Below are 24,939 nucleotides of genomic sequence, written 5' to 3' on the forward strand. Positions count from 1 at the left end.
GGATAATCCGAAACCGTCAAGATCCTTTAATCCTTCTAGCTCGTGGAGGTTGAACTCATCTATCACAGGAGGGGTTAGAATTGCCCGGTACGTCAGCGCGTAAGCTCTGCTCAGGCTCCTTCAGCCATTTGCACGCGTGATACATACACTCAATGGTTCGATCACAGCTACCTAAGACAAACCGAGGCTTGGGTACTATCATCAACAGGCTTAAGGAACGCATCATGAAAAATGCCGTAGAACTTTTGCAGCTGTATTTGGAGTCGATACAAAATCCAAGGGACGCCGCTGCCCTATTCGCCGACGATGGCGCTTTAGAAATCCCCTATCTTAAAACGCTAGGAATTACCCACCGAGCCCAAGGGCCGAAGGAAATTGAAGACTTCATCGCCTCGCTGCTCAAAAAAATACCTACATTCAAATTTCAGCGGATTCGTTTTCTGATTGAAACTCCTGACCAGGTGTTTGCGGAGTACGATGTGGAGGCTGAAATCCCGGCGACAGGTCGTGTCTATCATCAATCATATGCCGGACGCCTCGTGGCACGTGATGGCAAGATCCAGCTGCTGCGTGAATCGCTAGACACGGTCGCTGTAGCGAATGCCTTTGCTCCATAGAATGATGCAGATCTTAAGTTCAGCATCAGTTAACCAACTATATTAAGCAGATTATTCTAGTAGTCGGTAATGCGCTCTAATGCCCCTCGGGTCAAAGGCGCCGTGTAGTGACAGACGCTAAACAGCCTAATGCGATCAATTCGCAGAAAATTGTCACTCGCCGAGTTCCGCTGAAGGAGGCAAATAGTGATAGGCATCGACCGCTAATGAGCGATTGTTTTTTCACCCAAAACCACGCAACCAGTCTGCCTAGAATAACCTGTCCGGGCACGCTTACTAGACATGGACAGCCCTATGGAACCGCCAAAGCTTACTCACGGCACCGACGAGATCAGAGTCAACATCAAAGACAGCTCCGAGCTTACGTATTGGGCTAATAAATTTGGAGTGTCTGAGAATGAAGTGATATCTGCTGTCGATCAGGCGGGAGATTCGCTAACCGCAGTACAGAAGCAGATCAAAAAGATGCGACATGTCCGGGATGGAATGCCCGACTAGTAACCGGTTTTCGTTTCTACACTCTCTGGGGTACGCGACCTGTCAGCACACGGTGATCTGTTCAAAAGGCATCCAATGTCTCGCTTTACGAGTTGGACGTGACTGACTTACACAGGTAGAAGCTGTTGCTCTGTCGTCAATTACGAAGTTTGGCGACATAGATGTAGTCGTCAACAACGCTGGTTACTGCTTGATGGGGCTGACCGAGACATCCAGCATGCGTCAATGGGGTATAGCGCCCCCGAGCCAGCGATATCAGAAGGGTAAACCTCATTCGATTCAGCGAAGTCAACGAGCGCCCTGAATTCGTCCCAGATGCATTTTCTACGCTCGGCGTACTTTGCAAATTTCGGCTGAATGCCCCCCCCCAAAAAACCGATCCAAGTTCCTGTAACGCCGCACACACGCGGGAACCTTCAGCGCTTGCGCTGCTCTCAAGACAATGCAGAGATGTCGCACTCTACAAATTTTGTCGATCATGATGGTCTACAAACGGGGCCTATGAAAAGGCTCTCGGATTACCGAGAGCCTTTTGTTTAGCGCTAATCAATCACACACATGGATGAGAGAAGGAAGCCGCATAATGCCGTGCCGCTGGGACCATGATGCTCGCGCCTATAAATTCGCCTATAGCGTAGCTTTCGTTTGTCGAACGAACATCATGGAACAAAATAATTAGGGCGAACGTCTCCAGGAGAAACTAGCCCTGCGGATTCGTACCTGCGCATTCCAAGCTTCCAGTGATGATTTATGTTCCTCACATATTCATCGGTTATCACTGGCATCATTTCCACTTGGAACCTATCCCTGTCAAAGCATTCAAAACTGACGTTCCACCAATAAGGGTCTTCTGCGACGCCGAAAACATCATCCCATTCCCGTTTGAATTGCTCTGTTCTCACCAAATCACTTGTAGCATCAACCACCAATGTCACGCTGCCCGATCGCGCGCAGGCAAAAAGTACTGGAGCCAAAATTCCTCTCGCTAAACCATCCTCCAGCCACAGGAGAAAATTGGGCTCACTGAGTGCGCACCAAGCCACTCCCATACGCTGAATACTCCGGACCATTAACGGTTTCCCGTCCACAGTTTGCCACTGAATAGCCTGCAAGATACTGTAGCCACAGTGTTCTTCATCAATGAAAGGCCCGCTTTGCTCGTACTCTGTGTAGAAAAATCTGGAATAACGAGAATATTCACTTCTGATTAACATATCTTCGTGCCTGTTCTTGATAGCTACGAGCAATACAAGACCACAGCTGGAGAAAATTCAAGCATGTTCAACCAGATCATTCGGCGTGCATGTCTCCCGACACCGGCTATCGGGAAATCATGAATACTCCGCTTTTTATTGCGCACCCAAAAACAACGCAAATTGTTTATCTGATAAACGCCCCGCTTTTTCCGTGCATCGAGATAACCGCGACTATTATGGAGATCAACTAGTTACATATCACGACAAAACTCAAATTAACAAAATCACGAACCAATTAATAAACCAGAAAACATCAACTCTTGGTTTTTGTCTTTGAATACACCTTGACGATTCGCGCACACTGAACTTTCATTCAAAAGCATACTGGCTACCAGTGAGTGACTGACATGACATTCCCAAAAAAACCGCAAACGCATGATACCCGGAATTCCATCAAAGACTTCGAATCAACACGCCGCCTCGCACTCCAACTCCCAATGCAACACTCAGACATCAACCAAAAAATTAGCCGTATGACTGGACACAGGGCGCCACAGAATCTGGACTTTTACTTCTTGTTGGCCATTCAAGGTAGCGAAGAAGATGAGTAGCTCTATATGGATGCTTCATCACTTCCATGACCTTGACGTGAACACCGATTTTAGAACCGCTCCAGCTTGGTATAACGAGGCGGCGGAAATACTGGTTCTGGACTACGAAGGGGAAGCCTTCCTTGCCTTATATTCGGTAATGAAATTTGGTGGATTATCTCCGCTATACCCTCTAGTACATGGAGATTTCAGCGGCTATGGCTATAGTGCTGCATTGCTCTTCAAAGCAGGTGGAATCTACTCTACCGGCAAATACATCTTGCGTGAGAGGTTGCCATACAAGCCAATGGCAATTGCCTTGCTCAAGTCAGAATTGATCAATGCGGGAGCGCTGGAGGAACCTCAATCTATCATTAGAAACTATGGCTCGGAATTAGTAACTGACGAACTACGTGACCAGGATATTAGTCAGGATACTGCTATTGAGTACATACAATCCGAGATCAATGCTATTGCTGATATCCAAAACCGCCCACAACAATCAGCGGTCACCTACCAGAGTCAGTTGTTGTACTGGCAGCCTACCTCAATCGAGAACCAAAACCCCATTACTCTCTACAATGCATTGAGTTTCTTATTTCATAAATTGCGTTTGCCCGCTATTCGATTATTCGGTACAGGTGAAGAAGAATGCCACATATCAAAAGTGTACTTTATAGTCGATGAACGGGCTTACGCAGAATCTATTCAAAAGCTGGCAACTGGAATTTATCATGCGCGCGCAAACTACTCGGGATTAGCTTTCTCTCAATTGAGACTTTTAGACGCAAGAATCATAATCACAGATGAACTGCTTTCTCCGGCAGAGCAGCCATTGTCCATAGAAGAAATAGAGCAATATCACCCTAACGCCATAGTCCAAGCGGTAGACAATCTGACAGTGTTTGATTCAAAGATTGATGCAAAAATTTCTGAGGCCATAGAAGAAGCAATAAAAGATGGCAAGAATGCTGCGAATGATTTCCTTAAAGCTCATGGTGAATTTAGCTGGCCCTGTGGCGGAGCGCATGCAGAAACTTTTGAGATCACACATCCAATAGTTCAGCATATGATCCGGAGCGGGCTAGCTGAAACGTACGATGATTATGCAATTTTAGATCTACATGGGATGCATAATTCAATGTCACGATATGTGGACGAGGCGGCCTGCACCGCTGCGTGTGAAACCCTGACACGCCGCCTGGAGGTCTTTTTCTACATGTCTGGGTACGATGATTAGCGAGCCATTGCGACATAGTCAATATGGTTGTAAACGACTCGAACGCCTATAGCTCATAGAGATTTGACGATCCATAACTGATCAAGTTTTGTAGTGAAACTCTGGCTCATTAGATCCCGTCGCATAGACCACTGTGGATCTGTTGGAACGCTTGCTGAACGCAATGTCCCTCGCCCCCATCTGCCGTTAATCTCATCAAGAACGTCCATCACCTTGTTGGCGGCAGCGGGTTGGGAGCAGGCAAAAAGATCGTCAGTAAATTCACCTGGCTGACGCAGATCCATGAGCAATACCTCTGCCTTGCTGTATTTGAACCCTGGCCGAAATAACCTATTGATCGCCTCAGTTGCAGCTTTCGTCATCAGCCTCACGTCATTGGTGGGATAGGGTAGCTCGACCAGTGCGCCGTTGGCGTACTTAGCTTCTTCTGGGTTGAACATTCCAGTACGGATACTGACTCGGATCTTTTTGCAAAGAGAGTTCTGCGCCCGAAGCTTTTCAGCGGCGCGTTGGGTGTACGTTGCCACTGCCTCTTTGATCGGCTCGATGTCGGTCAAGCGAGTGCCAAACATCCGGCTGCAACAAATTTCCTGTTTAGGCGGATCAAGCTCCCCAAGCTCCAGGCAAGGAGTGCCGGCAAGCTCGCGTGCGGTCTTCTCGATGACCACGCTGAACTTTTGCCTAAGCATCGTTGGATCAGCGCTGGCTAGGTCCATCGCCGTCTTGATTCCGAGAGATTCGAGGTGTGCCTTCATACGTTTGCCAACGCCCCAGACTTCACCTACATCAGTGTTACGCAGTGTCCAATCGCATTTAAATTGATCGCAAAGATCCACTACGCCGCCGGTCTTATCGAGCAAGCGTTTAGCGGTGTGGTTGGCCAGTTTCGCTAGAGTCTTCGTACGGGCAATGCCCACTCCAACTGGGATGCCTGTCTGCTTGTAAATCATTGCTCGGATTTTGCGGCCGAATGCAGTCAGATCACCGGGCACCCCGGTGAGATCGGCAAATGCCTCGTCGATGCTGTAAACCTCAAGCGCGGGCACCATGCTCTCGATGATGGTCATCACGCGCTCGCTCATGTCTCCATAAAGCGCATAGTTACTACTGAACGCGACCACCCCATTACGACGAAGGTGGTCTTTGATCTGAAAGTACGGCGCGCCCATCTTCACAAAGGGCTTAGCGTCATACGAACGCGCGATGACGCAGCCGTCGTTATTCGACAGCACCACGATGGGCGTCTTTGCGAGATCTGGTCGAAAGACACGCTCACAGCTCGCGTAGAAGCTGTTGCAGTCGATCAGTCCAAAGACCGGTTCAGGTTTTTTCATGACTGCGCACGCTGTACTTCACCACACCCCAGATTAAAAGTTCGTCGCCCTCCATCACATGCCGTGCAGGGTATTTTGCGTTTTCGGACATCAGGCTTACCTGGTGCTGACGCATGTGCAGACGTTTGCAAAGGGGCTCGGAATTCAGCGCGGCGATAACGATGTCTCCATGCTCCGCCGTTACGCTGCGGTCGACGATCACCAGGTCTCCCCCATGAATGCCTGCACCCTGCATGCTGTCGCCCTCAATCTTGATTAAGTACACATGAGGCGCCCGAATGTTGAAAAGCTCATCCAACGAGATGTGCTTCTCGATGTGATCGGCCGCAGGTGATGGAAAGCCTGCGGGCACGTGGAACGAGTAGAAAGGGAGCTTTTCGCCGCCGACTGACAGTGGCCCGAGAATGGTGAAGCTCATGACACACGCTCGCATAAGATTGCTGTATATCTATACAGTTAACGATTTGCCTCGTCTGAGGTCAATCTCATATCTAGGAAATTTGACGGGTGACAGCATGTGTGGGCGATATTCGATCTACGAGTCCATGGATCACTACCTCAAAGAGCTGGCGCCGAAGCAGCTCATCATCAACGGCTACGACCTCTGGCCGATAGAGCGCTACAACGTTGCTCCAACGACCCGCGTGGAGATTATTCGGCCGGTGGAGGATGGGCTAAGCATCGACAAGGTGCGCTGGGGATGGTCGCCATTTTGGGCAAAGGGGAAGCGGCCTGACCCAATAAACGCCAGAGTCGAGACAGTGATGACAGGAAAGTTCTTCAAAGAGCTTTGGCCACATGGCCGGATGCTTGCGCCGGCAAATGGCTGGTTCGAGTGGGTGAAAGACCCTACCGATCCAAAAAAGAAACAGCCGTATTTCATCAGGCTCAGGGATGAGCGCCCGATGTTCTTCGCTGCACTCGGCCAAGTTCGACCAGGGCTCGAACCGGACGAGCGAGACGGTTTTGTGATTATCACGGCTGACAGCGACCAAGGAATGGTCGACATCCATGACCGCCGTCCCGTTGTCCTGAGCGCCGAGCATGCTGGGGAGTGGGTTGATCCGAATACCTCAGCACTACGCGCTGAGGAGCTTGCCAGGGAGTTCTGCCTGAATGTTTCGGAGTTCGTCTGGTATCCGGTTGGCAGGGAGGTGGGGAATGTGCGGAATCAGTGGGCTGAACTGATTGAACCGCTGGTTGCTGAATAGCAATCTACACAGTCACTCACAATGTGGGTAATTGCACGGACTTGCCCACCCATTTGCATTCGACCTGACCAGTCATTTGCATCGGATTTGACCAGCACGATTCGTGGGCATAACCGGCAGAAAATGACCCTTTGCAGTCTTTCACCAAACTCTGCTCGTATTAGCGTTTTTCGTTCAACTGATCAACGAAGCGGCCGCTTGTTCGGCAGCAAACTGCATGGCGCAGTAAAAGCAGTTTTCATCAAAGCTATTTTTGAGCACTTCGACTTTTGAAGTTATAATGTCCGTTACATTTCCCGAATCGGGAGTTGGACAGAAACGCCCCTCCTCATACATCGTTCGCGCTATATTAGATCCATAGCGGTTGCCAACGAGTACGATTAATTTATCCCAGCCAATTGGGGTGGCGTGCCCTCCGGATCCAGGACATCCAAAGAAGTAATCAATAGCAACGTCAGTGACGGAGGACCGACGATACACATCATCCAGTTTTGGCGGAAGATTCTCCTGGACTAAGTAGCCTGCCTTCGCCAAAGCCGAATATTCCGGCTGTTCAAATAGTCTGATGTCTGGAGGAAGGGGTGCAGTTCTACCGTAGCCTGCGACTTGAACCATGTATTCACCCCGAACGCATCCCTCCACCGAGCTACCTTTAGCTGTCTCCGGCCGGTAGCAAATGCGCTCTTCGGGCACATAATCCTCTATTTCTCTCCAAATAGCGGCATGCTCTTGAGCAATATTCGCACGCATTCCGCTGCACACTTTAATTTGTTCTTGAAAATGACTTTTGTACACGTCTAGCGTAGTACGCTTTTGGCCTTCGGAGGCACTAACAAACGCTAGAGCCGTTCGCTCTGCAATAAGTGCGCTACACAGAGCCGGAATTGCGAAAGGGTTTTGCAACGTCATAAGCTGAGATCGGGCACTGGCGAGAGTTGGTAAAATCTCACTCTGAACTCTTGGAACCCATATATTATTCGCTTCTACGATTCCGAGGGCGTTACGATCCATTTCGTAGCCCGGTAGTACCTCTAGGAACAAGCGATTACTGGAACCATAAATTTCCACAACCTTCAAAGCTTTTACGGTCTCGTCTGGAACATCGCGCACCAATTGCTTCAACTCGGCAAGCCTTGCATCGAGAACCTTGATTGCTGCCATTATTGTATCGATCTTATGCGATATCCCAAGCAGTATCTCCGTTTGTGCCTTGATCAAATCCCCTATATCAGCTCCCTTTGGGCCAAATAAGGATGCGGCCGTCAAACCCATTTGAATGCATGTTAGGACGACCATCGGGTTAGCATTGGTTTCTCGGATCGGAGTCAGCATGAGAAGCGCGCCGCCCATTGCACCCTTTAGAAAGTTTCGTCGGTTCATGTTAAGGCAACGTGAAGCGTTGAAAAGGATTGGGTTGAATAGGTTTAGTCGGCAGCGGGACGCCAGACTGCTGCCACTGAGAGTTCAACTGTTGCTCGTAGACCAAAATGCCATTGTATTTGATCTGTAAGGAATCGCGCATCATAGTTGCGTTCTGAAGCATAATTTGATTCTTGGTGCGTATGATCTCAATCTGTCCATCCAATGTGGACTCCTGCGCGGTCTCTTTGGAGCCTATCGGCTTGTCCTCGCAATATAACTTACTGACGGACATGGCTCCTTCGATTAGGCTCAATACAGACCTAGCACTTTGAAGTGTCGCTTGATATTGAGCGGCGGCCTTATAGCTATCGTAAATATTCTGAAACTCCTTGTATTTCTGGTCGATCTGAGCATTTTGTCCCTCCAGCAAGCTTGTCAATCGCGTTATTTCGTCGCGATACGCTTTCTCTGTCACGTTAGCCAAGCGCTCGTGTTCAATCTTTGACCAATAGTCACTAAGTTTGAAAGCCTCGATGTTCGCTGTTATAGACGGACCAACGATTTGCACTAATTCGTTACGCCTTATTGCCTCAGCGTTGGCAGCACTATTTAGCAGAGCATTGCCCGCGACCGGAATCTGTCGAGCGAAAAGTGTTCCATCACGTCGCTTCTGGACCCAGAAGTAAACCTGCTTCGTTCTTCCCGTAACTAGTTGCCGGATGGATGGTTGTCTGAGGCTCTCAGCCAGGGCATCAATCGGCTCCGCTCCAACTCCAGTCACTCCCAGCATGCTTCCGGCTGGAGCAAATATGTCTCCGTTGTCGTCTACAACCAAAGTTGCATACAAGAGAACTCCAGCGTGCTCAGATGCAATTGACTTCGAAAGCAATGGCTCCAGCTCCAGGCTTTCATCTGATATTCGTTTTTCGATGCCTGCATCCTTGACCACGAGCGCTGCTTCTCGGAGCAACGTCAGCCATAAGGATGTATCTGCAAGATCGATGATTTTGGGATCTGCGTCGACGTCAGCCCCTAGGCCGAGGCCTTCAATGGCTAATGCCTGTGAAGGCGCGAGGCTGCAAACGAGCATTGCAAATCCGCAACAAAATCTCACGAAATGGATGCAATGTTCGTAATTTCGCATCATTTGGACTGCCCATCCAATAGCACGCATGCATACCATTGCAGATCTACACATCTGCAAGTAGACGACAGTGTGGCGTAATACTTTCAGCAGCTTGCGTCTAATCGCGCTCCTTGCCGATGCGTAACTCCCGATGCCGTCTGTGTGTCCTATCAGGAACACGACATGTTACGAGAAGGATAGTTTTTGGCCACAATCCGTAGCTTAGCAGCGAATCCATGGTTCGCAATTGGCCGTTCTCCGCCGATCATGATTACAACGCGTGTTGGTCAAATCCGATGCAATCGCTGGGCAGAACGAATGCAAGTGACTGGTCAGGTCGAATGCGAACGGGTGGTCAAGTGGAGCGCAATTTCCCACCATGCATTTGTGAGGCTCAACCACAGGACACTCCCCAAGTGATCAAAGGGCGGTGTGTGCTCTAAGTGACGCTATTCGGCCTGCCAATCGGATTCAAGCTGCCGAGATCCGTGCTGCTTTCAAAAACAACGTATGTGCAGCAGATGGGCTTCCAGCAGAGTGCTTGGACGAATGAACAATGGATCACTATGCTTGCAACGCTGCCCAAAACAAAAAAAGAGAGCAAAAAAAGAATGGCACTTCCAATCACAGACTTGATCGTGGCGGCAGTCAGTAAGATGGTCGATGACTCCCAATCGGGGGCGTACAGAGAGCCAAGTCATTCGGATCTGGATTTCTACATTAGCCGCGCGGGATTATCGAACATTGACCCAAAGGTACAGGGTCAAACGGTGGGCAAAGCGAAGCGTGTTCGGGCTGTACTGTCTTGGGCACTCGATAACGACCAAGCTGCCGGAGGAAAGCTGGTCGAGAGCTTGATTTCCAAAATAAGAGCTTCCGGGGGTTTCAGGGAAACGTCCGAAAACTATGTAGGAAATGATGTCATTTTGCGAGCCGTAGACGTCTTCAATTCCGAAGGCTATGTGCTCGCAATGGATGGGGATCTACGATCCAAGAACTTGGAATCACTAAGTGGCCGGAACCTCACCGAGGCGCTACGAGCATATGCTAGACGCGCGAAGAAAGGTTCGGAAGACGCAGCGCTGCTCTCCGGCACCAGCAAAGACTTACTAGAAGCGACGGCGGCTCACGTCATAACGGTGAAGTTCGGCGCCTACCCTCAGCAAGCCAATTTTCCAGCATTGCTTGGCCAAGCCTTTGTTGCTCTCGGCATGGCTACCCCGGAAGACCCGCCATCATCGACGGAAGGTCCATGTCGAGTGATGGAACGGGGCATGTATCACGTTGCAGTAGGCGTTAATCGTCTTCGGAATAAAGAAGGCGCCGGCCACGGCCGGCCTTGGTCCTCTGGCATTACAAAGGTTGAAGCAGAAGCGGCGGTAGAGGTAGCTGGCGTAGTCGCTGGGTACATGCTGGACAAGCTCAACACATACTAAAAGTGAAGATCGCCCGAATCTCACAGCTTTAGCGACTTGCTCTGACGCTGCTGACATGTGCTTCTTCGTGGTCGTTAGCTTCAAAATCCGGTCTGATACCGGAGTTCCCCGGGAGAAAAGACAGATCTTTAAGGTTCCCGCGCTGGTAGCGCGTGGCCCATTTCCGACTTCAATAGCTCCCTCAAATTTCGCGGGAGATTCGGCCTTCATCTTTTAAACCTCCTGGCTGACACTCTCCGTCGCCCTCATTCCGAGGACATCAAAGACACCATCGGGAGACGAAAAATGAAAGACTACCTCGACGAGAAAAAACTGCTCATTCGTCAAGGCCATCAACTTTGGCACCTCCATAACGCCTTGCTCGAAAACCCTGAGGAGATAGTGATTTGCGAGATGGCCAACGTGTATAAAGAGGTCGGTCGAGTGCGAACCATAGCTGAAGGCATGGTTCTGGCTGGTGCGAATATCACCGCCTACCGCAGCACCGAAGAAGGAGAGCGGGTGATGCAGCGCACCCGTGACAATCTCAAAACTCGCCCAAAGGGCGACCCACTGTTGACTTAAGGAGACGAAAAATGGATCGCACGTTCCAGCCTATAGAGCGTGCGCTCAAAGATGAGTTCGAACGCATTGGGCGAGAGTACCCGGACCGAGAGATTAAGACAGCCATTGAGGACGGTATCGTCCGAAAGGTCATCCGCGAAATTTTGTCCTTGCCACCCCACGCAAAAGTCCCCGGTACAGCGGACGAGCATAGCTTGCTGGAAAGTATCATCTGCTTGGTAAGCATTCATAACAGAAAGTGGCTGAGTGAAATTCAGGTTGCGATCCCATACAGCCGGCTCACCTCGAAGCTACACCCAAAAGATGCGCAGTTGAAAGCCAAGGTACCGGTACGCACGGTTCCCGATGAGGTCGTAGGCTCCTGCATGTTGTCGGACATGCAGCTTCGCAACTACTTTCTCAAATGGCTATGGATGTGTGTTCCTGAATCCGAGTTGGAAACCTTTCCGCACCTGCTGTCGCTGTTCAACCAAAATGAAGACGCGGCAGAAACGACAGATCGGTTAGAAGTCGTCATGGAGTCAGGGGCTTGGGAGGTTGTGACCAAATGCCAACAGTTCGTGTATGCCTCCGAAATAAAGCGCGCCCAGCGAAGAGAAAGAGCGTTCGGGAATACAGTAACGAAGATATAAAAGGCATTCAGGCCAAAATTCTTGCATCTATGACACAGAGCGTCTCTGAAAGTACTTGGCGCTCTGACCTCCTCAACACGCTACCAAGCCAAGATGGATTGTTCGCCAAACTGCTGATCAATGCTGCTCTCAATCGCTTTATTTTGGAGAACTGGGCGTTCGAAAAGCGCACCCGATCTGTGGCCGAAATTCACTCAGGCTTTTTATCAGAGCTTGAAGAAACTGCTCCTGAAGGACTAGTTCAGATGCTCGATGAGCACCGAATTGAGGGGAAAATCTGTCACCGTGATCTTGCCTGGAGCATGCTCCAGCATTCTCTTTCGAACCACAGAAGTGGCCTAACACCCACTGTCGTCGAAGCACTTGATGCGCAGAGCGATGCAGTGCTCGCAAGTGCGGCATTAAAAGAGTACGAGGCCGAAAGAGAAGTGAACCGCATTTTCAGCCTTGATTCTGACACATCGCGCGCCATGATCTGGTTAGCCCTAGCGTGGATCTATCTCAACGGCAAGACACTACCCAATGACAATCCCACCCTTCATGCGACTGGTTTTCGTCCCGTGTCACGTCGAGCGAAAACGACGCAGATTGGTCAAAACATGGTTTCACTAAGACGCGTCCTATCATCACTACTACTCAACCATCATCATGAGCTTCCGTCCGCAGAGCGAAGCGGCCTGCATGCAAAGTGGGTCATTGATGTTAGAAGCACTGTGATTCGAACTCTCCTCGAAAACTTCAAACAAGCGACGCTATCTCAGTGGGACAGCGCCCTCACGAGCGGGACGACGGATATTGCCCTGAGCGATCTGCTAGGCCGCTGCGGCCTGCCTTCGAGGCCCGTGTAACACATGTACAAACAGATTAGGTCAGGCGGGAGCGATCACTCATGGACGCTTTCGTCGAATTGGTATGTTTCGGCGGCAGCTTAGGGCCGTATGCGGTCTTGAGCGACCGGCGAAAGATGACCGCTTTCGAACCTTTCCACATCACGTCTTTGTTGACTTATCCTTCGGTTGCGCCTGGCATCACGCGTCGAACTCGGAGCTGCTCCTTGTACTCCTCACAATATTCATCGATCAGAATCTGCCGAGGCATATCGCTAAACATGTTGCCACTGTTGGCAAGTTCATGATTTGGTGGTGGGGCCGTCGCAAAACTTCCATTCATTGCATCTACGACAAGGATATAAGAAAAGAGATGCCGTGCTTCCAGCCCACGAACCTGCCAGTTCGCCGCAAGTTGTTTGCGAGCATGGTATTTAGCGGCTTGATTTTTAGACCAAAAAAGCAACGCATGGATACCCCTATCATGGCCCAAACCAAAAGGTGCTCCGGTTTCCAAGTCGAAGAAAGTCCAGAAAGGGGTTCCCACGCAGAGTTCGGTTGGTATTGCATTATGACGAAGCCGCATCCCTAACAGCTGTCCAATTGAGGGAATCTCTTCGATACTCAAAGCTGAAATTCGGTTTCGCTCAGCGAAATCCTTGGCTCCAGATTGGAAACCGCTGGCAGAAACGATGACGCCTATTACATCTGAAAACTCGCCGATCTTGGCTTTGAACGCCAAGACATCGTTGCGTTCTACGCGTCTTTTTGTATTTTTACACTCAATAGCAACTCGATGGCGTATTCCAGCCACCTCAAACTCGTAATAGACATCAATCTGATACTCGGCGCCTTCTCGGCCCATCAAACAAGCATCCTTCGCAACCACGACGTTGTGGCCACCAAGGCTCAGAAGTGTTTGATAAACATATTGCACGTGATCCTCAAAATCCCTCCAATTTAGCGAGCTGGAGGGGTCGGCACGTTGCTGTTCGAGGGTTTCTATGAGGCCTAACATCGACCGTTGGATTGTTCTAGACATGGTGGGCAAGGTTCGAATTGGAAGCCATTGGAAACCGACGCCATAACGCCGGAGTGCATGCCTGTATTTTATATGCGTTACATTGCGCCCCGCATTAACTCAGCAGAATGCATCTATGAGGTGAATGGGCAAGATGCTTCAGACACGTGACGAGGGCTGTTGCTGGCCGTCCCCTGAAACTCACGTCAGGCAACAATCGGTAGACTGCTGCCTACGCACCATTAAAAGTTGACTAGGGCTTGGTCGGATCTGCCGGACGCCAGATCAGTTTGCTGGTGTCATACCCCTGTCGCTGGGCAATCTTTAGCAGTTGTTCGCGGTTGACGCCGTTAATTTCAGAAGCGCGTGAAAGCACCCATAGATATTCACGGTTCGGGTGGCCGACCAGTGCGAACTGGTAGGCGGAGTCGTGATAAAGCACCCAATACTCACCTTTGGTTATCCCTGGTGCGATGCGGCTGAACCAGTTATCAAATTGCACCCACAGTTTGTCTGTCCTACCTGCCTGCTGCGGTTCGGCGATTCCGCGAACCTCTTTCCAATCGCCACCCTCCTCCCTGCAACGATTGGTGACGTCAATGCGGCCATCATCACGTAGACCATAACGCGCCTCTGACTGCTGGCAATTCCGCTGAAAGAACATAGGTAACCTGGCCTGCTCGTACCAAGTGCCTTGGTATTTCTGAAGGTCGACTTGCATGGTCGTGGGAGGGGGCTCCTGGCTTGAGCCTGCACATCCAGCAAGTGCTAAACCCAGGTAGGAAAGTAAAACGATCTTGCGAATCGACATATAGACCTCCAGGTTGTCAGGAGAAACGCACATCTCATTGGAGGTAGGTGAGAGTGAAAAGTGCTAGCAATTTCTGGATGACGGCGTTCACTGTTGGCAGGGGCCGATTGCTGCCTTTCGCGACCGGCAGCATTAGGCCAGATGCGATTAGTCATGAGCGGTTGCTAGCGATCCAAAACAGGCATTTCAGGTAAAAAATCGTCGACTTGTCGGTAATAGGAACTCGACATACCATCTGGTATCCATTGGCGCAATGAACCAAATGGATCGGCAGTTCCAGACAAAGGAAGGCGAGCAATGGCGATTCAGAGCGGCAGTGAGCGCGGTTCAGAGTGGCGGCAGTGGGATTTGCATATTCACACTCCAGCGTCATTTGAGTGGGGCGGGAAGAAGTTTGACCGGAAGAACCTAGGTTCACCTGCTAACAACGCCCTTGTGGACGAGATGATTAAGGCGCTGAATGAGGCGGAGCCCGATGTCTTTGCGCTGATGGATTATTGGACGTTTGACGGCTGGTTTGCGCTGAAACGCAGATTGAGTGAGCCGGACGCCCCGAAGTTGACGAAAACTGTCTTCCCTGGGATTGAGCTGAGGCTTGCTGCCCCTATGAAGGGGCGCCTTAACGCCCATGTTCTGTTCTCCAACGAGCTAAATGATCAGATCCTCAAAGATTTTTTATCCCACCTCCGACTCGCCGAAAACAGCAGGCCATTGTCAGATGGGGCTCTCATTGATTTCGCCAAGCAAGTTCCGGACGCACTTCTCAGGCATCACGGTTTCAAGCCTGAGCAGGTGGCAGCAGATGATGCGCAGGCCTACATAGCTGGCGCTAAAATTGCCGAGTTGACTTGTGACAGCTACAAAGAGGCCATAGCAAAAGTTCCTGATGAACAAGCTATTGGGTTCATGCCATACGATACGAACGATGGCCTGAGCGATGTGAAATGGACAGATCACTACGCTTATTTCATTGGATTGGTACGATGTTCTCCGATTTTCGAAAGTCGAAATCTGGATGTCCGTGCTGCTTTTGTCGGAGAAGAAACACCCGGTAATGCCAAGTTTTATGCTGGTATCCGAGATGGATTAAAAGACGTCTCCCGCCTAGTTGTGGCCGGAAGTGATGCGCACTGCTTTGTTGGTATTCATGGAAGCAATGATCGTCGTGGGTACGGCGACTTTCCGTCAGACAAAAAAACTTGGATCAAGGCCGACCCCACATTTCGTGGGTTGCAGCAAGCGATACTAGAGCCCGCAAAGCGCTCATTCATAGGCATCTCACCGCCCAAGCTAGATCATATCGCGGCCAACAGGACGTATTTCATCGACCATGTGATGATCAGCAAAGTGCAGGGATCTGCACTGGCCTCGCACTGGCTGGCCGATGTCCAGCTTCCGTTGAACTCCGATCTTGTCGCCATAATTGGCAACAAGGGAAGTGGCAAAAGCGCTCTGGCTGACGTACTGGCTCTGTTGGGCCATTCGCGCCAGACCAATCACTTCTCCTTCCTTCGAAAGGAGCGGTTCCGGGGAAAGGCTGGAGAGCCTGCTCGACAGTTCGAGGGTTTCATCATCTGGCATGATGGAACCATTAACACCTGCAATCTCAACGCCGACCCGCCCGCCGAGATGGTTGAGATGGTGAGGTATATCCCTCAAGGACACTTCGAAGATCTATGCAACGCGCATGTTACGGGCCAATCTAACGCCTTTGAAAATGAGCTTAGGGCGGTCATTTTCTCCCATACCGATGATGCAATCCGTTTAGGTGCTCTGGATTTTGACCAGTTAATTGAGCAGCAGGAGAGCACGTACCGTCTTCAGTTGAACGAGTTTCGTAAGGATCTGAAACGGGTCAATCTTGAAATCGCCACCTACGAAAACCAACTCCATCCTTTAGTCAGAAAGAGCTTAACGGAACAACTCACCCTCAAGCGACGGCAGCTTACGGAGCATGAGGCCGTGAGGCCAGCGGCGATTGAAAAGCCTTCTGCTGAGCTGTCACCTGAGCAAAAAAGGACGGCCGAGGCCATTGAGGCAATCGCCGCAAATCTCAAACGTTTGGAAGATGAACACAACAAATCTAATGAGAAGGCCTCACAGCTAGCGGCCAAGAGCAAGGCCGTCAAGGACGTGAAGGAGCAAGTCCGGTTGCTCCAGCGTACCTACGACCAGTTCGTGAACGACACCAGTAGAGATCTCAAACTATTGGGCCTGGCTGTCACCGACGTGGCGAAAATCGACTTAAATCTTGGTACGTTGGTCCAGTTCGAAGAAGCGTTTCTAGCTGAGCAAACGACCATTGGTATTAGAGCCACCGCAGCGGAAGGTGAACGCCAGGAACTCTTAGGGAAGCAAGTCGAAGCTAAAGCGAAGTTGGATCAACCTCAGCTGTTTTATCAGAATCATCTGCTCGCAGTTCAAGATTGGCAGAGGAAGTATCTGGAGCTTATTGGCTCTAGTGACTCTCCAGAAACAGTGAAAGGACTGGAGGCCAGGATCGCTCAAATAGATGCTCTGCCAGAGTTGTTGAAAGCTCATCGAAGCGCTCGACTGGCGTTGGCAGGCGAGGTCTACGACATCCTCGATGCTCAGCGACGAGCTAGGGAGGCGCTGTTCAAGCCGGTTCAAGAACTAATCCAGGGAAACAGTCTGATTCGCGAGGAGTACAAGCTCCAATTCAAGGCGAAGCTCGGCGGCTCAATTGACGCTTTTGCCACCAGCCTTTTCACTCTGCTGAAGCAAAACGTCGGCGAGTTTCGAGGCGAGGACGAGAGCCTCAACACAGTGCGCCGATTGGGTGAAGCTGCTGATTTCGACAACCGTGAAGAGGCTGTTGCTTTTGCTCAAGCGCTGCACGACAGGATCTCGGCTGCGGCCGCTACGATTGGCGACAGGGTTGAATACGGCATCGACTCAATGCTGCGTAAGGACAAAAGTGCGAATGAGGTTTATGACCTCCTATTTGATCTTTCCTACCTAGAACCCCGGTATTCACTGACGTTTCAAGATGCTGAGATCGAGCAGCTCTCACCCGGTCAGCGGGGTGCTCTGCTCTTGATCTTCTATCTGCTGGTGGACAGGGGGCGCAACCCGATCATTCTGGATCAGCCGGAAGAAAACCTCGATAACGAAACTGTGGTGAGTCTTCTTGTGCCAGTGCTCACCGAGGCTAAGAAGCGTCGGCAAATCATTATGGTCACGCACAACCCGAACCTTGCCGTTGTCTGCGACGCGGAGCAAATCATCTGGTCTCATTTTGATCGAGCGAACAGCCAAAAAATCTCCTACACCGCAGGAGCCATTGAGAGCCCTGCTATCAACGGGCATGTGGTGAAGGTGCTTGAGGGGACGAAGCCTGCCTTCGATAATCGCAGGTTCAAATATCATTGATGAGCGCCCGGCATAATGTATCGATACCGATGCAAACTGTGCCGGGTGCTTCCTTCACTGGAATCTACCCGGCATTACTGCCGACTCAGCGACGTAATGCTCGGTGCATGTTTTGATCAACGGTGGAGTCTCTAACAGTATTGCCCCTTTGACAGCGACCAATGGATGGTCAACATTCATGACCGCCATCCCGTCGTACTGAGCGCAGAGCATGCTCGGAGTAAGTTGATCCGAATGCCTCACCGCTACGAGCTTCGGAGCTAGCACTCGCAGTGCTGTCGGAAGGTTGGGAACGTCGGCTGTAAGCGTCCGCCGAAGTCACCTTGCGTGACTCAGGCGGGCATCCACCGATGCGGCAGCAGTTGATCAATCTCACTGGCACGCTGCGTCGGCAGACGCGTCAGTACATCTTTGAGATAGGCGTACGGATCATGCCCATTCATGCGTGCCGACTGGATCAAGCTCATGATCGCGGCTGCCCGCTTACCGCTGCGTAGTGACCCGGCGAACAACCAGTTCGAGCGTCCAAGTGCCCATGGCCTTATCTGATTTTCGACCGCGTTATTATCGATGGGCACAGCGCCGTCCTCGAGATATCGAGCCAGTGCCGTCCAGCGCCTGAGGCTGTAATCCAGAGCTTTGGCAATAGCCGATCCTTCGGGCACAAGATCGCGCTGGGCCATCATCCAGGTATGTAGTGCGTCGATAATGGGTGCCGCTTTTGCCTGACGTATTCGCCAGCGATCTTCGTCGGTCATTTCCCGCGCTTGCCGTTCGATTTCGTACAAGCCGCCAATTGAGTGCAGCGCCTGTTCGGCCAGTTGGCTTTTGTTCGTCGCGTGCAGATCGAAGAACTTGCGGCGCGCATGGGCCATGCAGCCAATTTCGGTGATGCCTTGCTGGAAGCTTGCCTTGTAGCCGGCGAAATCGTCGCACACCAGCTTGCCATCCCACTGGCCAAGGAAGTTGCGTGCATGCTCGCCCGCACGGCTCGGGCTGAAGTCGTAAACGACTGCCCTGACCGCCGAAAACGGCGTAGTACAGTAGGCCCAGACGTAAGCACGGTGGGTCTTCTTCTGGCCCGGCGCGAGCATCTGCACTGGCGTTTCGTCGGCGTGGATCACGCTTTGGGCAAGTACCGTTTCGCGTAGCACATCGACCAACGGCTGGAGCTGCACGCCGGTCTGGCCGACCCATTGCGCCAGTGTCGAGCGGGCGATAGCCAGGCCAGCGCGGCCAAAGATTTTCTCTTGGCGATACAGCGGCAAATGGTCGGCGAATTTGGCCACCATCACGTGAGCCGGCAGCCCTGCGGTCGGTATACCCTTGTCGATTACCTGGGCCGGAACCGGGGCCTGAGTCAGAGTTTCACACTCGCGGCAGACCCATTTCCCGCGCACATGCTGCTCCACGGTGAACACGCCCGGCGTGTAATCCAGCTTCTCGCTGACGTCCTCGCCGATCCGCTGGAGCTGGCAGCCGCAGGGGCATTGGGTGTTGTCGGGTTCGTGATAAATCACGGTACGCGGAAACTGCGCAGGCAAAGGAACACGCTTGGGCTGCTTGCGTGGCTCGGCCGACGCAGCCGGCGGATTCAACGCCTTCAGCTCGGCTTCAATGGCCGCGATGTCGGTGTCGAGCAGATCATCGAGCAGGCTGCCTTGAGCAGGGCTCAATTGCTCACTGCGCTTGGCAAACTTGTTACGTTTGAACCAGGCGATTTCGTGGGTGAGTTGCTCGATGATGGTTTGGTCGCGGTCGTTCTTCTTGCCCATCCTGGCGACTTGCAGCCCGAGAGAATCAACCTGCGACAGCAACTGCGCCGCGAATACACGCAGTTGGTCGGGGGTCATCTGATCGAGGTTGGGCGAGGAAGTCATGCACTGGATTTTACCAAAGCAGGTCGCTTGCGGCAGTAGGCCAAGGAGCTAATTACAGCTTTTTAAAGCAGTGTGATTGCACCGCCAGCCCCAACGCGCTGCCAAGGTAGGCCGAGCACCAACGCTTGAAGTTGCTCAGCATCCAGCTCTATCTCGTAGCCATTACGAATGCCGGGCCAGTGAAACTTGCCTTGGTTCAACCGGCGAGCAGCCAGCCAGACGCCAATCCATCATGCACCAGCACTTTCATACGAGTGGCGCGGAGGTTGGCGAACAGATAAGCGCAGTGCGGCTTCGCCGCACCGAACACCGCGATCACCCTGGCCAGCGCCGTTTCAGTGCCGGCACGCATGTCCATGGGCTCGGTGGCAAGCCAGATGGCCTCGATGCGAATCATTGCGTGAGTCCACGGACAAAGCGGGCGCAGCCGTCAGGATCGGACGTTGGCCATTTCACTGTGATCGATTGCTCGCCAAGCGACAGCTCGATGATCGCCAATGCTTCCGTCTGCCGTTTGGGCGTAGTTCTCAACGGAACGAAAGCTGGCAACGCCGCTGGTGACTGATCTCGGTAAAGCGGTAGCCACTTGCGGATCACGTTGGCGTTGATGCCGTGGCTGATGGCGACGCTGGATAGGGTTGCGCCCGGTTGCAGGCATTCCTGAACAACCTGGGCCTTGAAGGGTTTCGGGTAAGAGCTTCGTTGGCGCATGGAAATCCTGACGTTAAGGGCGATCGCGTCCGCTTAAAAATACGCGGACACCATCGCCCTTAATGCTGGAGTTCGGAAGGTGTGTTGGCTGGACGCTTACCGTCGGCTGGTATCCGGTTGGTAAGGAGGTGCAAAAAGTGGGGAATCAGGAGTCAGAACTGATTGACCCACTGGTTGCTTGGCGGCGATGACCCTGTAGCTCGCAATGCGAGTCGAGCAGCTCGACATCAACCCTACGAGTCAGGTCTGATAAAAATCCTGGTCCCAATGGCTACATGGGCTCAACTGAAGCGCGTGCGATAATCAATAGCATGAAAGATTGGATGCTCAACCAATTAGAGACTCGTAACGAGTCGAAGTGGTCTTAGGGATAAAAATCTAGATGTCGACTCGACTCTCTGATGGCAATTCTCCCCCAAAGAGCACTATGCTCGTGCCTTCGTATGGCCGGTAACGTGTTATGGGGAACTCGCCAACACCGCCTCCCGAAACTATTTATCTGTCGACTCCCATCAATATTCGTGGCTACGGCCATCGTCCACTCAGGAAAAGGACATCCAGATGAGCATGATCACATGGGTAAAAAAAGAGAACAAACCCAACGCGGTGATTTTCGTACACGGGCTAAAAGGTGGACAAGAAACATGGTCTTTTGACGATAACGTCTCATTTCCAAGTCTTTTAGCGGCCGACCCACAGCTTATCGACCGTTACGATATCGGTTGTTTCAATTACTTCACCACATTCACCTCATCGTACGGTGTTACCAAAGGCTTATTTGCACGTCTGTTTAGCTCACGAAAAAGCATCAGAACAAATCTTCCGATCACTGAAATTGCTCAACTGCTGCGCACAGAATTTGAAGTCAATCTCGGTGATTACGAGAAAGTTATGGTCATAGCACACAGCATGGGCGGCCTGATATCTAAAGCATGCATCCTTGGCCAGCTAGAGGAAACCCAATCAACGGCTGTTAAGGGGTTCATTTCTCTGGCAGTCCCCCACACGGGGGCGAAAATCGCAAACATGGCGTCCTTTATATCCTCGAACGTACAACTTAGTGATCTAAATGTTTTGAGTGATGCGGTCTACCAATTCAGCCGCGACTGGATTAATACGTCCACCCCGCCCCCTACGAAATACATCTACGGTGCCCATGATAAATTTGTTGACAAAAAAAGCGCACTAGCAATTGAAAGTCTAAAAAAAGACTCTAGAGCGGTGGATGAAGATCACACAAGCATTTGCAAACCTAAAAGTAAAGAAGAAACAGTCTATAAAGCGGTAGTTAAGTATATTCTGGAATTTGAAGCGGCATACAAAGCTCCACTCGCGGTGCAGGACTTTAAAGACAACAATCAATATGATGATCATTTTTTTGTTCTTAAGATGGTCATAGCAGACGTTCATGAGGGCATTACAGGCAACGCAAAGGGATATTTCTTCAACGCGGAAGAAGCCAGAAAACTGTTTACCAGCGACCATGACAAAAAGCTTCTAAGTGTACTATACGGAAAAGTAAGAGAAATTTATCGTCAAGAACACGAACACCATATTGCGAACAAGACCACTCCAGATCAGTTTGTGCAAAGAGTTCATGCCAAAATAATGAGCGAAGATGGTTCATACCTCAAAACTTTGTTAGCCGAGTTAGATGGCGTTCACAAAAAAGGTATGATCCACCAACTTGCCAACAAAGAGGACATTGATGTTGTATGGTCAGCGAATACGTGCATTGAGGATGTTCTAGCTAAACGAGGATCATCACAATGAACGAAACACTACCATACATACTGATAGACGATGATTTTTCGTTAAACTACACTTTGCTTGCACTTATAATTTACAAATTAGGACTATCCTCTAAGAAAAATGCAGTACTAGACTTTGAAAAAATACAAGTATTTATATATCTTACAAAAAACCCATCAAAGATAAATGATGTACTGCGGTTAGCAGGAAAAAAATTTTCACCAATAAACTCTCAATACACCTACACCATTGAGAGCCTATCAACAAATGTTGATATACTCTTCGACCGGTCAAAGCTTAAAGCTCTAATCAAAGAATTAGCGGCACGTGGAATGTTAGCATGTGATGACAAAACAGATCCGGGTGCAATTAAATATTTACTGAGCCCGACAGGAAGTTCTTTTGTAGAAAGCTTGATTAGCCCAACCCTCTACGAGGCAGCAGCAAAGTCGCAATCGACCTCAGTCAGTCAAGATAGCCAAACCTACTTCTCTTCAGTTCAAGAATTAATAGAAAGTCTCTCAGCTTTGCGAACGCAAACAAATAGCAAACTTTATTCATTTCTCAATGAAGCTTTCAAAAGGAATTGAAATTGAAATCTCACATCAGCATTAGCGGCCTGAATCTAGTCGGCTATCGAAAAACATATTCGATACCTTTTTTTCCAGGTGTAAACATTATTTATGGTGATTCAGATACCGGTAAGTCGAGTATTTTAGAGTTTATTAACTATTTACTTGGCGCCAGCAGCATCGAACTCTCAGATGAAGTTAAGGCGTCCATTGAATATGCCGCTCTGGAGCTGGAAATAAATGGAACCTCTCTCACTATAAAGCGGAACATTTATGATCCAAAAGAATACATAGAAGTCTATCCATGTGTATTTGAAAAATGCGAAGACTTCTTTCCAAAAAAATATTCACCTAATTTCACAGACACACAATCCCCTGATGGTTTTTTTTCCGATTTCTTGCTGGATAGCTTAGGCTTCCCGAAAGTAAAAATTAAAGTTTCACCATCAAAAGCAGATTCTGAAGTAAAACGGCTCAGCTTTCGAAACCTATTTAAATATGTGTATGTCAACCAAGACGATGTCGGAAGCAAAAGCTTCTTAGATTTGAATAACTGGATAAAATCCAGTACAAATCGTGAAGTCATTAAATACATTTTCAATGTTCTGGACTCAAGCATAGCAGAGCTAGAGGTCCAAATTGCAGAACATACTCGCGAAAGTAAGAAACTTCTCAACAAATATACATCTGTTTCTGAGTTTTTGAGAGAGACAGGCTACGACAGTCAAACCTCCATTGACGACTCGATTACAACAATAGATAAAACAATTGATACATTAGAAATCGAATTTACAAAAATCAACAAATCTATGGTCGCCAGCTCTCAAAACCATACTGAACTTAAAGCTATTTTCAATGAACTATCATTGAATGAAAAACATGCAACACAAGAAATTATCAAGACGAGAGCGCAAATAGAAAAATACTCACGATTGAAAAATGATTACGAAAATGACATTGAGAAAATAAATGGCATTATTCATGCGCAAACTAGAATTGGACAAATCACATCGCACGCTAACCCTTGTCCTGTCTGCGACGCGCCCATAGAGCCAACGCAAGCAACGAATAGTTTCCAAGCAGTTAACAGAGACACCTTGTCAGATGAGCTAAACTCCATTCAGAAAAAGAAGAAAAGCATACAGTCGCTCATTGATCAACTATCTTCTAAATCGCGTGATTTGTCTAAAGATCATGCAGCATCCAATTCGGACCTGTCGCGCGCCAGAGAAATGTTAGACACCGAAAGTCAGGCAATGATCACGCCGTATCTCACGCAACGAGATACTCTAGTTAAGGAAATAGCATCCAACAAAAAAGCTCGTGACTTTCTAGTTAATAACATCCGAGTTAGAAATCAACAGCAAAAAATCCATGATGCTTACGAAAACTTAAACCTCATAATCAGGCAATTAAACGAACGCCTAGCTGAACTTCGGGAGACAGCACCCAGTGTTGCAGAGGTTTTAGAGACGCTCGGAGATTACCTGAGCAAATATCTCAAAAAAGTAAACATTAAAAGACAAGAAGGGATCAGTATCAGCCCTAAAAGCTTCGCGCCTATAATCCGAGATCGCGACTACCTAAACATAACTTCGGGAGGACTTAGAACAATATCCTCTGTTGGCTTTATGATTTCTCTCCTAGAATATGCGGTTGATTCAGAAATAAACCATCCTAGATTACTGATGATCGACACCGTAGGTAAGTATCTAGGAAAAACGACCAAAGAGAAATATCAGGATCAGACTAATGTACAGGAGGATACCCGCGAAGGTATTTCCGACCCATTGAAATACCAAAACATCTATGAGTATCTGCTCAGTGTGGCGACCAGAGCCGAAGAAAAAGAAGTCCCATGCCAGATTATTTTGGTAGACAACGACGTGCCTGATACATTTATTAATCGGTATAAGGCTTATATCGTTGCTCACTACAGTTCCACTGGAGAAAACGGGCTAAGCGTGGGGCTGATCGACGATATTGAACAATAAAAAATTGACTTAAGGATGAAGGGGCGGATTTATTTCTCAATGATAATATATTCTCCCCTTTTTTCCATCTCATCAGGGTCGACTGCACTCGTCGGTCCAGACCAAGTTTCTCCTAATTCGGCGGGAGGGGGGACGGTTTGAGGAAATAAAATTTCACCGACTGCTTATTGCC

At 49.8% G+C, this 24,939-nt stretch carries 23 protein-coding genes; 12 read left to right on the plus strand and 11 right to left on the minus strand.

The window, feature by feature from the left end; all coding sequences use genetic code 11:
* Nucleotides 1–224 precede the first annotated feature (224 nt).
* Both ACYZT4_RS17615 and ACYZT4_RS17620 read left to right on the plus strand, forming a co-directional pair.
* A complete protein-coding gene (locus ACYZT4_RS17615) occupies nucleotides 225–617 on the plus strand; it encodes a nuclear transport factor 2 family protein (protein WP_461981728.1) in 393 nt (130 codons plus the stop codon).
* Nucleotides 618–911: 294 nt separating this feature from the next.
* Complete coding sequence (locus tag ACYZT4_RS17620) at nucleotides 912–1,115, plus strand: DUF3606 domain-containing protein (RefSeq protein WP_461981730.1); 204 nt, start codon at nucleotides 912–914, stop codon at nucleotides 1,113–1,115.
* A gap of 659 nt (nucleotides 1,116–1,774) precedes the next feature.
* Here ACYZT4_RS17620 and ACYZT4_RS17625 read toward each other — a convergent pair.
* The gene (locus ACYZT4_RS17625) at nucleotides 1,775–2,329 is read right to left on the minus strand and encodes a hypothetical protein (protein WP_461981732.1); all 555 of its coding nucleotides are present in this window, start codon (nucleotides 2,327–2,329) and stop codon (nucleotides 1,775–1,777) included.
* A gap of 630 nt (nucleotides 2,330–2,959) precedes the next feature.
* Here ACYZT4_RS17625 and ACYZT4_RS17630 point away from each other — a divergent pair.
* Complete coding sequence (locus ACYZT4_RS17630) at nucleotides 2,960–4,141, plus strand: hypothetical protein (RefSeq protein ID WP_461981734.1); 1,182 nt, start codon at nucleotides 2,960–2,962, stop codon at nucleotides 4,139–4,141.
* A gap of 53 nt (nucleotides 4,142–4,194) precedes the next feature.
* Here the strand turns inward: ACYZT4_RS17630 and ACYZT4_RS17635 are convergent, their stop codons facing one another.
* Nucleotides 4,195–5,475: a Y-family DNA polymerase gene (locus tag ACYZT4_RS17635; RefSeq protein ID WP_461981736.1), complete on the minus strand. Its 1,281-nt coding sequence runs from the start codon at nucleotides 5,473–5,475 to the stop codon at nucleotides 4,195–4,197.
* Nucleotides 5,462–5,893, minus strand: coding sequence for a LexA family protein (locus ACYZT4_RS17640; protein WP_461981738.1), 432 nt, complete (start codon nucleotides 5,891–5,893; stop codon nucleotides 5,462–5,464). Before ACYZT4_RS17640 ends, ACYZT4_RS17635 begins: the two co-directional genes overlap by 14 nt.
* 97 nt (nucleotides 5,894–5,990) lie before the next feature.
* Between ACYZT4_RS17640 and ACYZT4_RS17645 the strand changes: the two genes are divergently transcribed.
* On the plus strand, nucleotides 5,991–6,686 hold the full coding sequence (locus ACYZT4_RS17645; protein ID WP_461981740.1) for an SOS response-associated peptidase family protein: 696 nt from the start codon (nucleotides 5,991–5,993) through the stop codon (nucleotides 6,684–6,686).
* A gap of 174 nt (nucleotides 6,687–6,860) precedes the next feature.
* Here ACYZT4_RS17645 and ACYZT4_RS17650 read toward each other — a convergent pair whose 3' ends face one another.
* Both ACYZT4_RS17650 and ACYZT4_RS17655 read right to left on the minus strand, forming a co-directional pair.
* On the minus strand, nucleotides 6,861–8,018 hold the full coding sequence (locus ACYZT4_RS17650; RefSeq protein ID WP_461981742.1) for a hypothetical protein: 1,158 nt from the start codon (nucleotides 8,016–8,018) through the stop codon (nucleotides 6,861–6,863).
* A 49-nt stretch (nucleotides 8,019–8,067) separates the two neighbouring features.
* Nucleotides 8,068–9,138 carry a hypothetical protein gene (locus ACYZT4_RS17655; RefSeq protein WP_461981744.1) on the minus strand — a complete coding sequence of 357 codons (1,071 nt, stop codon included), beginning with the start codon at nucleotides 9,136–9,138 and terminating at the stop codon, nucleotides 8,068–8,070.
* 479 nt (nucleotides 9,139–9,617) lie between these two features.
* On the opposite strand from ACYZT4_RS17655, the gene ACYZT4_RS17660 reads away from it, so the two are divergent.
* From ACYZT4_RS17660 to ACYZT4_RS17675, 4 genes are all read left to right on the plus strand, one after another.
* Nucleotides 9,618–10,610 carry an abortive infection family protein gene (locus tag ACYZT4_RS17660; protein ID WP_461981746.1) on the plus strand — a complete coding sequence of 331 codons (993 nt, stop codon included), beginning with the start codon at nucleotides 9,618–9,620 and terminating at the stop codon, nucleotides 10,608–10,610.
* Nucleotides 10,611–10,895: 285 nt separating this feature from the next.
* Nucleotides 10,896–11,174 carry a hypothetical protein gene (locus ACYZT4_RS17665; protein ID WP_461981748.1) on the plus strand — a complete coding sequence of 93 codons (279 nt, stop codon included), beginning with the start codon at nucleotides 10,896–10,898 and terminating at the stop codon, nucleotides 11,172–11,174.
* Between the two features lie 11 nt (nucleotides 11,175–11,185).
* Nucleotides 11,186–11,806, plus strand: coding sequence for a hypothetical protein (locus ACYZT4_RS17670; protein WP_461981750.1), 621 nt, complete (start codon nucleotides 11,186–11,188; stop codon nucleotides 11,804–11,806).
* Entirely contained in the window at nucleotides 11,722–12,654 is a 933-nt protein-coding gene (locus ACYZT4_RS17675; protein WP_461981752.1) for a hypothetical protein, read from the plus strand. The genes ACYZT4_RS17670 and ACYZT4_RS17675 overlap by 85 nt, the downstream gene beginning before the upstream one ends.
* Nucleotides 12,655–12,811: 157 nt before the next feature.
* On the opposite strand, the gene ACYZT4_RS17680 is transcribed toward ACYZT4_RS17675, so the two are convergent.
* Both ACYZT4_RS17680 and ACYZT4_RS17685 read right to left on the minus strand, forming a co-directional pair.
* Nucleotides 12,812–13,570 carry a restriction endonuclease gene (locus ACYZT4_RS17680; RefSeq protein ID WP_461981754.1) on the minus strand — a complete coding sequence of 253 codons (759 nt, stop codon included), beginning with the start codon at nucleotides 13,568–13,570 and terminating at the stop codon, nucleotides 12,812–12,814.
* Between the two features lie 337 nt (nucleotides 13,571–13,907).
* Nucleotides 13,908–14,465: a lipocalin family protein gene (locus ACYZT4_RS17685; protein ID WP_461981756.1), complete on the minus strand. Its 558-nt coding sequence runs from the start codon at nucleotides 14,463–14,465 to the stop codon at nucleotides 13,908–13,910.
* Between the two features lie 297 nt (nucleotides 14,466–14,762).
* Here ACYZT4_RS17685 and ACYZT4_RS17690 point away from each other — a divergent pair, with 297 nt between their 5' ends.
* Entirely contained in the window at nucleotides 14,763–17,858 is a 3,096-nt protein-coding gene (locus tag ACYZT4_RS17690) for a TrlF family AAA-like ATPase (protein ID WP_461981758.1), read from the plus strand.
* A gap of 332 nt (nucleotides 17,859–18,190) precedes the next feature.
* Here the strand turns inward: ACYZT4_RS17690 and tnpC are convergent, their stop codons facing one another.
* The 4 genes from tnpC to tnpA all read right to left on the minus strand — a co-directional run bounded on the left by tnpC (nucleotide 18,191) and on the right by tnpA (nucleotide 20,449).
* A complete protein-coding gene (tnpC, locus tag ACYZT4_RS17695) occupies nucleotides 18,191–19,738 on the minus strand; it encodes an IS66 family transposase (RefSeq protein ID WP_461981760.1) in 1,548 nt (515 codons plus the stop codon).
* Between the two features lie 62 nt (nucleotides 19,739–19,800).
* Nucleotides 19,801–19,938, minus strand: coding sequence for a transposase family protein (locus ACYZT4_RS17700; protein WP_461981762.1), 138 nt, complete (start codon nucleotides 19,936–19,938; stop codon nucleotides 19,801–19,803).
* A complete protein-coding gene (gene tnpB / locus ACYZT4_RS17705) occupies nucleotides 19,935–20,135 on the minus strand; it encodes an IS66 family insertion sequence element accessory protein TnpB (protein ID WP_461981764.1) in 201 nt (66 codons plus the stop codon). Before tnpB ends, ACYZT4_RS17700 begins: the two co-directional genes overlap by 4 nt.
* Entirely contained in the window at nucleotides 20,132–20,449 is a 318-nt protein-coding gene (tnpA, locus tag ACYZT4_RS17710; RefSeq protein ID WP_461981766.1) for an IS66-like element accessory protein TnpA, read from the minus strand. The genes tnpB and tnpA overlap by 4 nt, the downstream gene beginning before the upstream one ends.
* Nucleotides 20,450–21,010: 561 nt before the next feature.
* On the opposite strand from tnpA, the gene ACYZT4_RS17715 reads away from it, so the two are divergent.
* Genes ACYZT4_RS17715 through ACYZT4_RS17725 form a run of 3 tightly spaced genes read left to right on the plus strand, consistent with a single transcriptional unit; the run spans nucleotide 21,011 to nucleotide 24,767 of the window.
* Nucleotides 21,011–22,222 carry an ABC-three component system protein gene (locus ACYZT4_RS17715; protein ID WP_461981768.1) on the plus strand — a complete coding sequence of 404 codons (1,212 nt, stop codon included), beginning with the start codon at nucleotides 21,011–21,013 and terminating at the stop codon, nucleotides 22,220–22,222.
* On the plus strand, nucleotides 22,219–22,791 hold the full coding sequence (locus ACYZT4_RS17720) for an ABC-three component system middle component 4 (protein WP_461981770.1): 573 nt from the start codon (nucleotides 22,219–22,221) through the stop codon (nucleotides 22,789–22,791). Before ACYZT4_RS17715 ends, ACYZT4_RS17720 begins: the two co-directional genes overlap by 4 nt.
* Nucleotides 22,792–22,793: 2 nt before the next feature.
* A complete protein-coding gene (locus tag ACYZT4_RS17725) occupies nucleotides 22,794–24,767 on the plus strand; it encodes an AAA family ATPase (RefSeq protein ID WP_461981772.1) in 1,974 nt (657 codons plus the stop codon).
* Nucleotides 24,768–24,939 lie beyond the last annotated feature (172 nt).

It is taken from the genome of Pseudomonas sp. GB2N2 (assembly GCF_054897705.1).